Raw genomic sequence first — 15,449 nt, forward strand, 5'->3', positions numbered from 1 at the left:
TGGCGCCCGTTCTCGGCCGGTTTTTCCGGCCTCCCCCGTGCAGAGAGAAAGTTACGCGGACGGCCCGCAGAAGGCAAATCAGGGTTCATCATTGGTTAGGTCGGCCAGTGCGGTCTGGATCTGCTCGGGCCTACGAGGGGTGCAACGGTGCGGCCCGCCGGCTGTTCCCGGGGCTGCCGCGCCGGGCGGAGAGCCACGGCGGTACGCGAGTTGCAATGACCCGAGTCCAACCCCCATTCCTCCATCCCCGCGTAGCCGGCGACGCGGGGCGCACCGGCGTGCCAGAGTGTCAGGCATGGATGAGTCCGGGCTCGGCGCCACGGTGCACGCCGAGGAGGCGCTGCTCGGCCTCCTCCTGCCGTTCTGGCAGTTGGTGATCGGCGCGGTCGTGCTGGTCGTCCTGGTGCTCTCGGTGGGGCGCCTGGCCCGGCGGGGCCGATCCCGGATGACCACCGCTCTGCTGGTGACCGCCGCGGTCATCGCGGGCTTCACCGCGCTCGGGGTGCTGCTCGAGGGCTGAGGGCTCAGAGCCGGCGGTTGGCCAGGCTGGGCAGCTCGGCCCGGATCTGGACGAGCCGGTCAAGGTCAAGCTCGACGACGGACACCCCGGGGCCGTCCGGCAACTGGGTCAGGATCGTCCCCCACGGGTCGACCACCATGCTGCGCCCGAAACAGGTGCGGCCGGGCTCGTGGTCGCCGGTCTGACCGGCGGCCGCGACGAAGCACTGGTTCTCGATCGCCCGCGCCCGCAATAGGACCTCCCAGTGATCCCGCCCGGTGTGCAGCATGAACGCCGCCGGGACCACGAGCAACTGGGCGCCACCCTCAGTGGCCAGGCGCCGGTACAACTCCGGGAAGCGCAGGTCGTAACAGATCGACAGGCCCACCCGGAGCCCTTCGACGTCGACCACCACCGGCTGGGTGCCAGCAGCGACGCTCGCCGACTCCAGGTAGGAGACCCGGCCCGGGATCTCCACGTCGTACAGGTGGATCTTGCGATAGCTCGCGGCCAGGCTGCCGGATCGGTCGAAGACCAGCGACGTGTTCCAGGTGTGCTCCGGGTCGGGGCCGGCCTCGTGGAACGACCCGGCCACCAGCCAGATACCGAGTCGCCGGGCGATCCCGGCGAAGAAGCTGCCCACCTCGCCGTCCACCGGCTCCGGCTCGGGCAACCCGGCGGCGGGGCCGAGGTAGTCGACGTACTCCGGCAGGACGGCGAGGTCCGCGCCGCCGGCGGCGGCGCGTTCCAGCAGGACCTCCGCGGCCGCCAGGTTGGCCTTGCGGTCATCCCGGGCGTTGAGCTGGCAGACGGCGACGCGCATGAGCCCAGGGTACGGCCGAGAGGGCCGCACGGGCAGCCTCGGATGTTGGCCGGCACCAGAGCCGCGGCGGCGAAGCCGTCGGGCGAGGAGGACCGACGAACCCGCTCGCGCCGGCCGCGTCAGGACTGAGCGGCCGGCGCGACGCGAGGACGATCAGGCCGACTTCTCCTCGCGGTCCCGCCGGGCCCGCCGGCCGGTGAACTCGCGCGGCACGATGGTCGGGTTGACGTTCTCCAGGACCACCTCGCGGGTGATCAGCACCCGGGCGGCGTCGGGGTTGCTCGGCACCTCGTACATCGCGGAGAGCAGGACCTCCTCGATGATGGCCCGCAGGCCACGGGCGCCGGTGCCCCGGAGCATGGCCTGGTCGGCGATCGCCTCCAGCGCCGGCTCGTCGAACTCCAGCTCGACCCCGTCCAGCTCGAAGAGGCGCTGGTACTGCCGAACCAGGGCGTTGCGCGGCTCGGTGAGGATCCGCACCAAGGCGCTGCGGTCCAGGCTGCGCACGTTGGTGATCACCGGTAGCCGGCCCACGAACTCGGGGATCAGCCCGAACTTGAGCATGTCCTCCGGCATGACCTGGCTGAAGATGTCATCGGTCGACCGATCGGACACCGACCGGAGCCGGGCACCGAAGCCGGTGCCACCCTGCCCGGTGCGGGACTCGATGATCTGATCCAGCCCGGCAAAGGCGCCACCGCAGATGAACAACACATTGGTGGTGTCGATCTGGATGAACTCCTGGTGCGGGTGCTTGCGCCCACCCTGCGGCGGCACGTTGGCCACCGTGCCTTCCAGCATCTTGAGCAGGGCCTGCTGCACACCCTCGCCGGAGACGTCCCGGGTGATCGACGGATTCTCCGACTTGCGGGCGATCTTGTCGACCTCGTCGATGTAGATGATGCCGGTCTCGGCGCGCTTGATGTCGTAGTCGGCGGCCTGGATCAGCTTGAGGAGGATGTTCTCCACGTCCTCGCCGACGTAGCCCGCCTCGGTCAGCGCGGTGGCGTCGGCGATCGCGAACGGGACGTTCAACATCCGGGCCAGCGTCTGCGCCAGGTGGGTCTTGCCGCACCCGGTGGGACCGAGCAGCAGGATGTTGGACTTGGCCAGCTCGACGGCGTCACTGCCGGAGCCCGGCGCGCCGGCCGCCTCGGCCTGAATCCGCTTGTAGTGGTTGTAGACCGCGACGGCGAGCGCCTTCTTGGCCTGATCCTGCCCGACCACGTAGTTGTCGAGGAACTGGCAGATCTCCATCGGCTTGGGAAGCTCTTCCCACTTCACCTCGCCGGACTCGGCCAGCTCCTCTTCGATGATCTCGTTGCAGAGATCGATGCACTCGTCGCAGATGTAGACCCCAGGCCCCGCGATGAGCTTCTTCACCTGCTTCTGCGACTTGCCGCAGAAGGAGCATTTCAGTAGGTCGCCGCCGTCACCGATCCGTGCCACCTACGTTCTCCCTGCACTCATCGGCCGGAGACCCGGCCCTGACCCTGCGGACGCTGCGCGCCGTCCGGCTCCGTTCACCCCGCCGGCGCCAACCGGCGAAGCGGTACGGACCCGACGTTACCCGCTGGCGGGGCATTCTCCGACCCCCAAAACGGGTGTGTCAGAGGTCGGCCGGGAACGGACGCCCCGGCCAACCTCTGACCCGGTACTGCTCACCTGGCGGCGTTGGCCGCCAGCAGACCCTTCTTGCGGCTGGTCAGGATCGTGTCGACCAGCCCGTACTCCTTGGCCTCCTCGGCCGTCATGATCTTGTCCCGGTCGATGTCCTTGCGGACCTGCTCGATCGGGCGGTTGCAGTGGCGGGAGAGCATGTCCTCCAGCTGAGTCCGCATCCGCAGGATCTCCCGGGCCTGGATCTCGATGTCCGAGCCCTGCCCGTAGCCGCCCTCGGTGGCCGGCTGGTGGATGATGATCCGCGAGTTCGGCAGCGCCATCCGCTTGCCCGGGGTGCCGGCCGACAGCAGGACCGCCGCCGCGCTGGCCGCCTGACCCAGGCAGACGGTGGAGATGTCCGGACGGACGTACTGCATGGTGTCGTAGATCGCCGTCATCGCGGTGAACGAGCCACCCGGCGAGTTGATGTACATGATGATGTCGCGGTCCGGGTCGGTGCCCTCGAGCGTCAGCAGCTGGGCCATCACGTCGTTGGCCGACGCGTCGTCCACCTGGACGCCGAGGAAGATGATCCGGTCCTCGAAGAGCTTGTTGTACGGGTTCGACTCCTTGACCCCGTACGACGTGCGCTCGACGAACGACGGCAGCACGTAACGGTTGTGCACGGCCGCGAACTGGGGCGGCAAGCTCAGATCGGTCATCGTCAGCTCCTCAGCTCAGGGTCCCGGCGCCATCCGGAACCTGAGCGGCCCCGATGATCACCTTGTCGATGAAGCCGTAGTCCATGGCCTCCTGGGCGGTGAACCAACGGTCCCGGTCCGAGTCCGCCTCGATCTGCGCCTGGCTCTGGCCGGTGTGGTGCGCGACCCGCTCCTGGAACATCCGCTTCGTGTAGAGCATCTGCTCCGCCTGGATGGCGATGTCGGACGCCGTACCGCCCAGACCACCGGACGGCTGGTGCATCATGATCCGGGCGTGCGGCAGGGCGTAGCGCTTGCCCTTGGTGCCCGCGCAGAGCAGCAGCTGGCCCATCGAGGCAGCCATGCCCATCGCCACGGTCGACACGTCGTTGTCGATGAACTGCATGGTGTCGTAGATCGCCATGCCGGAGTAGACCGAGCCACCCGGCGAGTTGATCCACAGGTTGATGTCGCGGTCCGGGTCCTCCGCGGCGAGCAGCAGCAGCTGCGCGCAGATGCGGTTGGCGACCTGGTCGGTCACCTCACTGCCCAGGAAGATGATGCGCTCCTTGAGCAACCGGTTGTAGACCGAGTCGTCGAGGTTGCCAATGGAGTCGCCACCGCGCGCGTCAATCGCCCGGAGCGACTTCTTGGGGATGTGCATGTCGGTCATGGCAGCCCTTCGCTCTCCGTACCGTCTTTCCCGACACTAACCGCTGTGCGGGGCGGCAGAGTCCCGGTCGGGGCACTGTTCGCTCTCAGCGCAGCTGCGTCGGGCGTACCCGCGGCGCGGGCTTCCGGGCGTACCGGCGACGCTGGCCGCCGGGGCGTACCCGGAAAAGGATAAGGCCGCCATCCACCGCACAGCGGCGGACGGCGGCCGCACCCGACGATCAGTGGTCGTGGTTGTGCTCCGCCTCGTTGGCGGCGCGCAGCGCGTCGAGGGTGACCTCGTTGCCGGCCGAGTCCTTGATCGTGATCCGCTCCATGACGGCCGCGAGCGCCTTGCCCCGCCGCACGTCACCGAAGACCGCGCCGGCCGCGCCGGAGCGCACCAGCTGGTCGTAGTACTGCTGCGGGGCCATCCCGGCCCGCTGCGCCCGGTGCACGATCTCGTGGCCGAACTCGTCGTCGGAGACCTGCACGTCCTCGGCGTCGGCCAGGGTGTCCAGCAGCAGCTGCACCTTGACGCCCTCGGTCGCCGCCTCGGTCAGCTCGGCGTCGATCTGCTCCTCGGTCTTCTCCTCGGCGGCGAGGTACTCCTCCATCGAGGCGCCGATCCGCTCCAGCTGGTCGACCATCGCCTGCTTGCGGCTGGCCACCTCCTCGCGGACCACACCCTCCGGCGCCGGCACCTCGGCGGCCTCGACCAGCTGCGCCAGGGCCTTGTCCCGAGCCGCGTAGATCTGCTCGACCTGCTTGCCCTGGGTGACCCGCGCGCGCAGGTCGCCGCGGAGCTCCTCGATCGTGTCGAACTCGCTCGCCATCTGGGCGAACTCGTCGTTCAGCTCCGGCAGCTCCTTCTCCTTGACCGTGCGCACGGTCACCGCCACCTCGGCGTCCCGGCCGGCGAAGTCGCCGCCGACGAGCTGGGTGGTGAAGGTGGTGCTCTCGCCGGCGGCGAGACCGACCACGGCCTCGTCGAGGCCCGGCAGGAGCTGCTTGCTGCCCACCTCGTGGGAGATGTTGCTCGCCTGGCCGCCCGGCACGTCCTCGCCGTCGACGGTCGCGTTCAGGTCGATCTGGACGTAGTCGCCCTCGGCGGCGGCCCGCTCGACGGTCTTGAGGGTGGCGAACCGCTCCCGCAGGTTCTTCACCTGCTCGTCGATCTCGCTCTCGTCGATCTGCAGCTCATCGACGGTCACCTCGATGGTCGACGCGTCGGGCAGGGTGATCTCCGGACGGACGTCCATCTCGGCGGTGAAGTTCAGCGAGTCACCGTCGTTGAACTCGGTGATCTCGACCTCCGGACGCCCCAGCGTCTTCAGGTCGTGCTCGCGAACCGCGGCGAGGATGTTGTCCGGGATGGCGTCCTGGACCGCCTCGTTGAGGACGGTGCCCCGGCCCACCCGCTGGTCGATCACCGCGGTCGGCACCTTGCCCCGGCGGAAGCCGGGAACCTGGACCTGCGAACCGATCTCCCGGTACGCCTTCTTGAGGCTCGGCTCGAGCTCGACGAACGGCACCTCGATGGCGAGCCGCACGCGCGTCGGGCTCAGAGTCTCGACGGTGCTCTTCACAGGCGTACTCCTTGACGGATCTCAGTTGAGTCTGGGCGTGATTCAGCCCATCGAGTGTAGGTGAGCCGGCCTGACGCTCCGGCAGCGCCCGGGGACCGCGCGGAAAACTCGGCGGCACCCGGGGCGGCCCGGCCGCGGACGACAGTCGGGGTGGCGGGATTTGAACCCACGGCCCCTCGCTCCCAAAGCGAGTGCGCTACCAAGCTGCGCCACACCCCGTGGCGACGTGCAGTCTATGCCGTCGGCGCGCCGCAGACGTGCCGGGGCCACCTCTCACCCGGACACATTCCCCGAAACTTCCCCTCCTCCGGCGTGCCTCCCCGGCCTTGGGGCATCTCGACCCCCGGGACTTCCGGGCCTTTGCCCGGCCTCTCGGGGGCAAGATCCGCGCAACTTCAGGGAAAGTGCTGCCTGCCGGCGCGCTGAGGCCACTGCATCCCTGAAGTTGCGCGGATCTTGGCTCGGCGCGACGCGGCACGGCACGGCACGACCCGGCACGACCCGGCACGACACGGCGCCGTACGACACGGAGTGGCGCGGCACGGCGCGGACGGTGGCGCGGCTGCGCGAGCGGCACGGGGATTGGGTACGCTGTCGGCTGCGTCCCCCGTTGACGGGGTCACGCGGGCGTAGCTCAATGGCAGAGCTTCAGTCTTCCAAACTGACGGTGCGGGTTCGATTCCCGTCGCCCGCTCCACCGGCCTCCGGCCCAGGTCAGAGGCTGCATCCCCCGATCCTGGGCCGGCCGACCACTCCCCCGCTCTGATCTTGCGGGCCATCCGTGGGCCATTAGCTGCCGCCCTGGCCGCCCTTGCGCCGGGCCTGCCGGACGATTCGCGGGTCCATGGCCAAGGCGGCGCCGCCCGGCCTCGGCCTGCTGGCGACCTCCGGCCGGCATCGGCCGGGCCGGCCGGCCATACTGGGAGCGCGAAGTCAGTCCACTGCGCCATCTACAACGTGCACATGGTCGAGACTTGGCGAGAAGTCCACAACATGGCCGGGCTTGCCATGGTGCGGCTTACTTGGCCGGAACAGTCCGCGCGAGACGGCGTAGTCGTAGGAGCCCTCACCGACCGGGTATTCAGTGAGCAAGCCCGTCAGACGGTGCTCCGCCGCCCAGCTCAGGCCGTCTGCCCGCGAGGCGAACACGCCCGAAGCAAAACGCGCTCCATCGCGGTGGAAAATCCAGACGGTCGGCAGGTCTTCAGGAAGGCTAACGCCGCTGGTCACGGCCTCAGTCTGTCATCGATGGCAACCAGGCTGCGCCGCTTGCGCCGGGCGGCCGCGGCTAGGGTCATGTCCCCCCGGTGCTCGACTCTCCACGCCTCTCTAGGGACGGGGGCGGAGCAGCGACAGCCGAGGGTGCCGGGCCATCCACGGACCAGCAACCGTGGCGCGCAACGGGCACGAGGGGGCACGAGACGCAGCCCAGCAGACCGCCGGCGGCAGGCGTTTCGGGCATCACGACCGGTCGAGCACGCTCTTCCAAACTGACGGTGCGGGTTCGATTCCCGTCGCCCGCTCCACACACGAAGGCCCAGGCAGACCGCACGATCGCGGCACCTGGGTCAGTCCACCTCCCCCTTGTTCGACCCTGCGTGCCATCCGCGTGCCGTTCACAGCCGGCGGCGGCCATTTCCGGAGGCGCCGGGTGGGCGGTTGGAACGAATGCCTGTCGGGACGCGTCTCAGCAGTGTGCTGAGACGTGCCCCGATACTCCTGCTGACCGTGGCCATCCTCGCCGGCTGCAGCAGGACCGGTTACTCCCCGCTCCGGGATCGCGAGCCGGTGATTCACGCTACCTGGACGTCGTGTGCGGAGGAGTTCGAGCCGAACGGCGACTCCTGGGGTCGGTATCCGGCGCTGCTCGGCGACGGGTTCCGCCCGGTGTCCGCGCTGGTCTGCGCGCAAGAGGAGCGGGACCAGCCAGACGGCGGCCGTGACCGCGTCGAGGTCGAGAGCCGCATCGACGATATCGGCGCGATCGTTCGGGCGCTGCGTCTGCCGGACCAGCCGCGGACGGCCGAAGCTTGTGGGGACGGTAGCGCCAACCCGCCGTGGCTGGTTCTCCTCGATCAGGACGGGCGGTGGCTGCGGCCCGGTGTCCCGGTCGACGACTGCGGCCTGCCCAGGAACGAGGTGCTCGACGCCGGCAAGGCGCTGCGGCTGACGGTGGTTCGCACCAGGGTCGTCGAACAGATCGTCTCTGGGGCGGCGGCGAAGGCTGGCTGCCAGCAGCATTTTCCCGACAAGTTCTGGCCGTCCCCCCAGGAGCGGGAGCACGGGGGGTATCTGCCGTCTCTACCGGTGGGCCGGCCCGCCCTCAGAATCGAGACGTTGACCGTGGCATGCCGTTATCACAGGCCGAACAGGTGGCAGGGCACCGCGACGGTCGTGGCCGAGTTCGAGCGTGGCGGCCAGGTGCCGCCCAATCGGTTAGCCGAACTCCACGGGCGGTTGGCGTCGTCGACACCCGCGGAACCCTGCACGACCCACGCAACGAGATTCGTGTCGCTGTCCGAGGTGGTCGACCGAGGCGAATACGTCTACATCGAGGTCGACGGCTGCATGCGGATGCTCACCGTCGTCACCGGTCTACACGTACTGACCCAGGCCGATTCCGAACTGCGCACGCTGCTCGCCGCGTTCTGAGCACGCTGCGCCCAACCCGTCTCAAAGGACGACACACCCTGACCGACCGGTGCGATCGCCTTCCTGGCCGGAGGATTCGCGGTGCTGTCCCAGCGGCCCGCGCCGTGACCCACCTCTGGAGAGCCTGACATCTTCGACAGTCCGGAGCGGCACCCGTATGCGGCACTTACCGTCATCCCTTGACAGCTGTCGATCTATGGACTGGTGTAAGGACCAGACCCATTGACGTCCGTCAGGAGGGCACATGATCGTCCGACGACGGTGGACAGCTGCCGCCACCACAGCGATCCTGCTCAGCGCGGTGCTGTCCCATCCCGGCCCGGGCATTGCGGCACCCGCCGCCCCGGCCACACCGATCACCCTGAGCGCCACCGAGACCGCCCTGGTCCGGATGCAGCTACGCGATCAAGCTCAGCTCGACCGCCTGGTCGCCACTGGTGCAGACCTGGCCAACCGACCCCGGGCCCGGGACGGGCGGATCCTCGCCGACCTGGTGCTGACCGGCGCCCAGCTCGCCGACCTGACCGCGCAGGGCGCGACCGCCGTGCAGATCGTGCAGCGTGCCGGGGACGGTAGCCGGCACTACGCCGACAGCGTCCGCGCGGCGCAGACCCGCACCGCGGCCGGGCTGCGCGCTTCCGCCGCAGGCCAGCGGAACACGACCGCCGCCGCGGCCGTGGACACACTCCAGGTGCAGCAGGCGTACTGGTGGACCACGAGCGGGCAGACGTTCCTGCAGGCGCAGGTGGCCACCACCGCCACCGACGACCCGGACGTGGAGATCACCGTCAGCTGGCGGACGGCCGACGGCGCCACCGGGTCGTTCCCGCTCTCCCGGTTCGAGGACTCCGGCGAGTACCAGTACCACTACGCGCTCCCCCAGCCGGTGCCGAACCGGCCGGTTCAGCTGACCGCCACCTCCAGCCTCGGCGGGGTCAGCCGGGCGGTCACGCCGGCCCTCTGGCCGAACGCCACCCCGCCGCCGCTTCCGGCCGGCTACCAGAAGGACTTCATCGACGCGTACCTGACGCCGGTGGACATCCAGGCGCGGATCAAGCGACTGGCCCGCCAGTACCGGGACCTGGTGGACGTGATCGACCTGCCGAACCAGACGCAGGGGTACCGGCGGAACGCCGTCGCGTACCTGGGCGACCCGGCGGTGGCCGCCGTGGTGGTCGAGTCGGTCCGCTTCGGTGACCAGGGCATGAACGGTGTGCAGGTGCGCACGGTCGACCCGGGCAAACGGAACCGGCCGCTGACCGTCGGCTACCGCGACCGCGTCCTCACCGTCACACTCGCCACCGACACCGCCGGCAAGACGGTGAGCACCACCGACGAGGTTGCGGCGGCGATCAACGCCCGCCAACCGAACCGGTTCCGGGCCACCGTCGAGGACGGCTCGGCCGGGCTGCCGATGCCGGTCGCCGGCCCGGCCCGGCTCGACGACGGGCTCCAGGGCACCGAGGTGCCGGCGCGGCCGTGGACGGTCCAGGCGCTGCGCCTCGGCGTACACCGGGACGGCTCCCGGGTCGGGGTGCTGGCGTACTCCCAGGAACACGCCCGGGAGTGGGCCACGCCGCTGGTGACACTGGAGTTCGCCGAGCGGATGCTGGCCAACGCCCGCACCGACCCGGCCACCCGCGAGCTGCTGGAGCAGGTCGACGTGTTCGTCATCCCGACGGTCAACCCGGACGGCGCGAACTACTCGTTCAACGACTACAACTTCCAGCGCAAGAACCTGGTCAACCACTGCACCGGGCCGACGCGGGACCCGCGGTACCGCACCTCGTGGGGTGTCGACATCAACCGCAACTACACGGTCGGGTCCTACTTCGACGGGTACGTGGGCGCCAGCGCCAACTGCCTCTCGGGCAACTACGCGGGCACCGCGGAGCTGTCCGAGGCGGAGAGCCGCAACGTGATCGCGCTCGCCCAGGCCCACCCGAACATCAAGTTCGCGATGAACGTGCACTCCTACGGCGGGTACTTCATGTGGCCGCCGGGGGCGTACCGGGCCGACGGGCGGGTCACCCTGCCCCGGCCGTCGATCGACGAGTCGAAGATGTTCCTGGACAGCGCGCGCCGGATCGTCGGCGCCATCGCGCAGGAGCGCGGGACGGTCACCTGGCCGTCGCAGACCGGCCCGGTCGCCGACGTGCTCTACTCGGCCGCCGGCAACTCCGCCGACCAGCTCTACTACGAACTGGGCATCTTAGCCTGGGACTTCGAGGTCGGCAACGATCGGTGGAACCCGACCACCGGCGAGTGGGAGGGCGTCGGCTTCCAGCCGCCGTTCGACGAGGCGCACGGCGAGGCCCAGGAGTACGCGGGAGGTCTGGTCGAGATGGTCCGGGTGGCGCGCGACTACGCGGCCGCCCAGCCCGCCGCCGGGTGACCCTTCGGCGGTGCCGCGCCCCGGACCCGGGCGCGGCACCGCCGGCCGGGCAGCAGTCGGGGCCACGGTTTTCCGGCCGCGCCGGTGGCGTCGGCACAGGACGGCGACCGCCCGAGGCGCTCGACCGGAAGCGGGCGACATTTCGCCCGTTTCCGGTCGGGGACCGCCGGGTAGGGCATCGACATGGACATGAACAGCACGGCACACCTGGTTGGCGGGCCCCGCGACGGCAGCACCCACGACACCGGCGGCGACGCCCTCGTCGAGGTGGAGATCGACGGCATGATGCATCGCTACATCAGGACCACGAAGCAGCACGACGACGGCCGGCCGCTCTACAACTACGACGGGATGGTCGCCCCGGACGGCGGCGAGCCCGGCGTCGAGGACCCGGCCGCTCGGGTCGCCTCGCCACGAGCCGACGCGGAGCGGTACGGCGGCACCCACTGACCGCCGTACCGTCGGACCAAGCAGGTCCCGCCGCCACGCCAGTCGGACCGGCCACGGATGAACCGTGGCCGGCCGGGTAAGCAGCGGCCTTGCCTGGTGGGGAGACGACCGGTGTCGCGGCGTGCCGCGACCGGACGCGCGGGCGGGGCGCCGTCGGCCGGCCCGCCCGCGCGTAACCCGGATCAGTTCGAGGAGATCCAGTTCCAGGCCGAGACGACCCACTCGGTCTGCTGGAGCCAGGCCACGCCGAGGCCGGCGAGGAAGACCGCGGTCGCCAGGTGCGCCCCCCGTGCGCTGCGCCGCACCCGCCCGAGCTGGCGCTCCAGCACCACCCTGCCGACCAGCCGGGCCAGCGCGAACAGACCGACCGCCACCAGCAGGCTCAACACCAGCACCAGCAGCGGACCGGTCAGGTCACCCTGACCGGAGAGCGCCCAGATCCCCCAGCACACGAACGCGAAGAGCCCGGCCGCCGCGCTCCACTCGCCGCCGCGACGCAGCTGCGCCAGGCGCCAGCTCAGCGGCCGGCGCGGCTCCGGCCCGCCCGGCCAGCCGGTGCCGGTCGGGTCCTGCTCGACGGTCGGGAACGGCTCGGTGCGCGGGCTACGCGGCTGACCCACCGGAGCCACGCCCCGGCGGAAGCCGTCCCGCTGCGGCGGCACCGCGACGCCCGCCTGCGGTGGCACCTCCACGGTCCGCTCCGCCCACGGCTGCGTCTGGTCTGCCATCTCGTCCTCCCCCTGACCGGCGACACCAACGCCGCCTGGATCCGAGGGTAGCCAGCCGGCAAATCGGTCGCCGCGCCCGTCCGACGCGGCCCGGCACGACGGTGCCGAATCCCACACCGGACGAGGTACGGTCGGCTGATGGGCGACCCGGACCGACGACGACGGCGGCTGCGCCACCACCCCTACTCTGAGCCAGCCGGGCGGGGTACCGACGGCCCGACGGCCAGCACCGCCGGCGTGCACGACGGCACCGACCCACCGCCCCGCCGTCGGGGCCCGGCGAACGACGAGCGCGACGGTGAGCGAGGTCTGCGCGGCCTGGTCGGCTCCGGCTCGTCCCAGGTCGGGCTGAGCGCCGCGCTGCGGGCCCGCGACGGCGCCCGCCCCACCGACGACGACCTGACCGAGGCGGAGGCCCGGGTGGTGGTCGTCCGCCGCAACTGGGTCCCCCGCGAAGACCTCCCCCGCTCGCCACGCTGACGCGTGCCCCACGCCGCCCGCCGCACGCCCGCCGCCGCCCGCCCCGCCGCCCGCCGCCCGCCGCACGCCGCACGCCCGCTCCACGCCGATCTAGGGAAAATCGTCGCTAGTGGATCTCCGTCCACAGCGATTGGCCCTAGATCGACGCGCCAGGGAGCGTGGGCAGCGCCGCCGGGGGCGGGGGTTAGGGCAGGTGGGGGAGCTGGCGGGTTTGCTCGTAGTCGGCCACCTGGGCGATTCGGCGGGCGTGCCGCTCGTTGCCGGAGAACGGGGTGTTCAGGAACGCCTCGACGATGGCGGTGGCCTCGTCCAGGGTGTGCTGGCGGGCACCCACCGCGACCACGTTCGCGTCGTTGTGCTGGCGGGCCAGTTGCGCTGTCTCGACGCTCCAGGCCAGCGCGGCGCGGACCCCGGCGACCTTGTTCGCGGCGATCTGCTCACCGTTGCCGGACCCGCCGATGACCACCCCGAGGCCAGTCTCGTCGGCCACCACCCGGTCGCCGGTGTGCAGGCAGAACGTCGGGTAGTCGTCGTCCGGGTCGAAGCTGTGCGGGCCGACATCGACCACGTCGTACCCCTGCTTGGCCAGATGGTTGGCCAGGTGCACCTTCAACTCGAAACCGGCGTGATCGGATCCCAGGTAGACGCGCATACCGGGCAGTCTGTCAGGCCGTCGGCGGGAACGCCGCAGGGGCGGCGTCCCCGCCGGGTTCGTCACACGGCCGTGCGGCCGGTCGCTCAGCGGGGCAGTTCGGCGACCACCAGGCCGCCACGCGCCTTCGGGGTGAACCAGGTGCTCTTGCGCGGCATCTTCTCGCGGGCCAGATTGACCGCGACGAAGTCCGCGACGGTCACCGGCGCGATCAGGATCGCCAGCTCGGCCCGCCCGGCGTCGACCTCCCCGGTGAGCCAACTCGCCGGGTAGTCACCACCCACGTAGGTGATCCGCTTGTCGCCCGGGTCCAGGCCCAGCGCGTCGCGCAGCAGCAGCCGCTCGACCAGGGCGTGGTCCAGGTTCTCCAGGCGGTCGTCGGCGGTGCCGGGCAGGCGCACCGCGTACCCCTGGCCGGGCAGCCGGAGGTGCACGGTGCCGCCGGCCGCCGGGACCTCGACCGGGCCGTCGATCGGCTCGACGTCGGCGCCCGCCGCGCCAAGCCGCTCGAGCAGCTCGTCCGGCGTGGTGGTGAGCTCGCTGACCAGCCGGTTGTACGGCTGGATGGCCACCGAGGCGGGCGTGGTCACCACGGCCAGGAAGCGCGGCAGCCCGCCGGTCTGGGCGGCCAGGCTGCGGTGGTTGCCGTCGGCGACGACCAGCTCCCCGCCGCCGGCGAGGCCGGTCAGCTCGTCCTGCTCGGGGCCGGGGCCGAGCAGCCAGATGGCGTGCGTGCGCCCCGCCTGGTCGGTGTCCGTGGCGGCGGGCGCGCCGGCCGCCTCGGTCGCCGCCGCGAGCGCGGCGTGCAGCTCGTCGCCGCGCCCCGTCTGGAGCAGGAGTACGGGCGAGAGCAGGTGACCGAGCGATTCGGCCAGGGCCACCCGCTCACGCACCTTGGCGATGAAGACGTCCTCGTTGCGGATGACGAGGCCGGGCTCGTCGGCCCGGGTGGAGATCTGGTCGGTGTCCACCATCGCGAACAGCCCGTACGCCGGCTCGTCGCCCGGCGCGCTGATCCGGTAGAGCACCACCACCTGCTCGGCGGGGGTGTAGCTGCCGTCGGCCTTCGCCTCGGCGAGCCGGGCCACCGCGTCCGGCAGCGCGTCGAGGAAGGACTTCCCCCGGCTCTCCGGCGCTCGGTGCGGCATCTCGATGCCGAGGGCACTGTGCGGGTTCGCCTCGATGATCGCGGTGATCTCCGCGTCGTCGGCGAACTCGTCGTAGTTCTGCGCGCCGGTGCCGCCGGTGGTGATCCAGGCCCGGGCGATCGGATGTACGACCGTCATGTCCGCTGACGCTACCGGCGACGGCGTCGCCGGTAGCGGGGACCCGCGCGGCGTCCACCAGATGAAAGCGCCGGCCCGGGGCGCGGTCAGCCGGCGCGGCCGGATGTGCCCCGGCGGTGCCGGCCGGCAGCGGCGGGCCCGCCGTTGCCCCGCCGGCCGGCCCCGGCGGGCCCGGTGGTCGCGTTGCGGCGGGGCGCCGCGGGCGGCCCCGGCACGGGACGCGGCTCGTGCGGCGGCGCCGGGACGGGTCGCGGGCTCAGCGGCGGCGTCGGTACCGGACGCGGGGCCGCGGGCGCCGGCGGGGGCGGCGCGGGTTCGGCCGGCGCGGCCGCCGACAGCACGGCCGGCGCAGCGGCCGACGGCACGGCCGGCGCAGCGGCCGACGGCACGGCCGGCGCAGCGGCCGACGGCACGGCCGGCGCAGCGGCCGACGGCACGGCCGGCGCAGCGGCCGACGGCACGGCCGGCGCAGCGGCCGACGGCACGGCCGGCGCAGCGGCCGACGGCACGGCCGGCGCAGCGGCCGACGGCACGGCCGGTGCGGCGGCCGACGGCACGGCCGGTGCGGGCGCCGACGGCACGGGAGCCGACGGCACGGCCGGCGCGGAAGCCGCGAGCTGCGCCGGAAGATCGGCCGGCGTGGTGTCGGCGGGCGGGGTCAGGCGGGAGGTGACCGGGACCCGGGCCACGCCGACCACGATCGGCGGGGCCAGCAGGTCCACCAGGTGGGCGGGAAGGTCGGGACGGACTGACGGCCAGCGGGAGTCGTCGACCGACCAGTAGGCCGCGCCGGGAGTCTCGATCACCCCCTGCCGGGTCAGCTGATCGTCACCGGACGCACGGTGCTTGGCCATCGGGATTGCCTCCACGAGCTGCGGGGTGCGGCCCTGCGGGTCGCTGCGGCGGACACCGAAGGAAACGACGCCGCCCGCCCACCGGTG

The 15,449-nt window shown here is 71.6% G+C and carries 15 protein-coding genes and 2 tRNA genes; 6 read left to right on the plus strand and 11 right to left on the minus strand.

The annotated features are described in order from the left end of the window. Positions 1 to 295 precede the first annotated feature (295 nt). A complete protein-coding gene (locus BUS84_RS17040) occupies positions 296 to 520 on the plus strand; it encodes a hypothetical protein (protein WP_074313781.1) in 225 nt (74 codons plus the stop codon). A 4-nt stretch (positions 521 to 524) separates the two neighbouring features. Here the strand turns inward: BUS84_RS17040 and BUS84_RS17045 are convergent, their stop codons facing one another. The 6 genes from BUS84_RS17045 to BUS84_RS17070 all read right to left on the minus strand — a co-directional run bounded on the left by BUS84_RS17045 (position 525) and on the right by BUS84_RS17070 (position 6,084). Continuing rightward, positions 525 to 1,322, minus strand: a complete 798-nt coding sequence (locus tag BUS84_RS17045) for a carbon-nitrogen hydrolase family protein (protein ID WP_074313783.1) — start codon at positions 1,320 to 1,322, stop codon at positions 525 to 527. Positions 1,323 to 1,475: 153 nt separating this feature from the next. Beyond that, positions 1,476 to 2,771 carry an ATP-dependent Clp protease ATP-binding subunit ClpX gene (gene clpX, locus BUS84_RS17050; protein WP_074313784.1) on the minus strand — a complete coding sequence of 432 codons (1,296 nt, stop codon included), beginning with the start codon at positions 2,769 to 2,771 and terminating at the stop codon, positions 1,476 to 1,478. 212 nt (positions 2,772 to 2,983) lie between these two features. Beyond that, positions 2,984 to 3,646, minus strand: a complete 663-nt coding sequence (locus BUS84_RS17055) for an ATP-dependent Clp protease proteolytic subunit (protein ID WP_074313786.1) — start codon at positions 3,644 to 3,646, stop codon at positions 2,984 to 2,986. A 10-nt stretch (positions 3,647 to 3,656) separates the two neighbouring features. Further along, positions 3,657 to 4,298, minus strand: a complete 642-nt coding sequence (locus BUS84_RS17060) for an ATP-dependent Clp protease proteolytic subunit (RefSeq protein ID WP_074313787.1) — start codon at positions 4,296 to 4,298, stop codon at positions 3,657 to 3,659. A 220-nt stretch (positions 4,299 to 4,518) separates the two neighbouring features. Then, on the minus strand, positions 4,519 to 5,865 hold the full coding sequence (tig, locus tag BUS84_RS17065; protein WP_074313789.1) for a trigger factor: 1,347 nt from the start codon (positions 5,863 to 5,865) through the stop codon (positions 4,519 to 4,521). Positions 5,866 to 6,010: 145 nt separating this feature from the next. Further along, positions 6,011 to 6,084, minus strand: a tRNA-Pro gene (locus tag BUS84_RS17070). Positions 6,085 to 6,488: 404 nt separating this feature from the next. Here BUS84_RS17070 and BUS84_RS17075 point away from each other — a divergent pair. After that, positions 6,489 to 6,562: transfer RNA gene (locus BUS84_RS17075), tRNA-Gly, on the plus strand. A 236-nt stretch (positions 6,563 to 6,798) separates the two neighbouring features. On the opposite strand, the gene BUS84_RS37590 is transcribed toward BUS84_RS17075, so the two are convergent. Then, a complete protein-coding gene (locus tag BUS84_RS37590; RefSeq protein ID WP_143728447.1) occupies positions 6,799 to 7,095 on the minus strand; it encodes a DUF7710 domain-containing protein in 297 nt (98 codons plus the stop codon). 498 nt (positions 7,096 to 7,593) lie between these two features. Between BUS84_RS37590 and BUS84_RS17085 the strand changes: the two genes are divergently transcribed. From BUS84_RS17085 to BUS84_RS17095, 3 genes are all read left to right on the plus strand, one after another. Continuing rightward, on the plus strand, positions 7,594 to 8,517 hold the full coding sequence (locus BUS84_RS17085; protein ID WP_143728448.1) for a hypothetical protein: 924 nt from the start codon (positions 7,594 to 7,596) through the stop codon (positions 8,515 to 8,517). A 244-nt stretch (positions 8,518 to 8,761) separates the two neighbouring features. Next, a complete protein-coding gene (locus BUS84_RS17090) occupies positions 8,762 to 10,912 on the plus strand; it encodes a M14 family zinc carboxypeptidase (RefSeq protein WP_074313792.1) in 2,151 nt (716 codons plus the stop codon). A gap of 183 nt (positions 10,913 to 11,095) precedes the next feature. Continuing rightward, positions 11,096 to 11,362 carry a hypothetical protein gene (locus tag BUS84_RS17095; RefSeq protein WP_074313794.1) on the plus strand — a complete coding sequence of 89 codons (267 nt, stop codon included), beginning with the start codon at positions 11,096 to 11,098 and terminating at the stop codon, positions 11,360 to 11,362. Between the two features lie 182 nt (positions 11,363 to 11,544). On the opposite strand, the gene BUS84_RS17100 is transcribed toward BUS84_RS17095, so the two are convergent. After that, a complete protein-coding gene (locus tag BUS84_RS17100) occupies positions 11,545 to 12,090 on the minus strand; it encodes a hypothetical protein (RefSeq protein ID WP_074313795.1) in 546 nt (181 codons plus the stop codon). A 138-nt stretch (positions 12,091 to 12,228) separates the two neighbouring features. Between BUS84_RS17100 and BUS84_RS17105 the strand changes: the two genes are divergently transcribed. Next, positions 12,229 to 12,570 carry a hypothetical protein gene (locus BUS84_RS17105; protein WP_074313796.1) on the plus strand — a complete coding sequence of 114 codons (342 nt, stop codon included), beginning with the start codon at positions 12,229 to 12,231 and terminating at the stop codon, positions 12,568 to 12,570. 184 nt (positions 12,571 to 12,754) lie between these two features. Here the strand turns inward: BUS84_RS17105 and BUS84_RS17110 are convergent, their stop codons facing one another. From BUS84_RS17110 to BUS84_RS39055, 3 genes are all read right to left on the minus strand, one after another. Then, the gene (locus BUS84_RS17110) at positions 12,755 to 13,222 is read right to left on the minus strand and encodes a ribose-5-phosphate isomerase (RefSeq protein WP_074313798.1); all 468 of its coding nucleotides are present in this window, start codon (positions 13,220 to 13,222) and stop codon (positions 12,755 to 12,757) included. A gap of 86 nt (positions 13,223 to 13,308) precedes the next feature. Next, a complete protein-coding gene (locus tag BUS84_RS17115) occupies positions 13,309 to 14,508 on the minus strand; it encodes a DUF1015 family protein (RefSeq protein WP_074313799.1) in 1,200 nt (399 codons plus the stop codon). 86 nt (positions 14,509 to 14,594) lie between these two features. Next, positions 14,595 to 15,362, minus strand: a complete 768-nt coding sequence (locus tag BUS84_RS39055; RefSeq protein ID WP_159451045.1) for a hypothetical protein — start codon at positions 15,360 to 15,362, stop codon at positions 14,595 to 14,597. Between the last annotated feature and the right edge of the window lie 87 nt (positions 15,363 to 15,449).

The sequence above is a fragment of the Micromonospora cremea genome (assembly GCF_900143515.1).
Classification (GTDB): Bacteria; Actinomycetota; Actinomycetes; order Mycobacteriales; family Micromonosporaceae; genus Micromonospora; species Micromonospora cremea.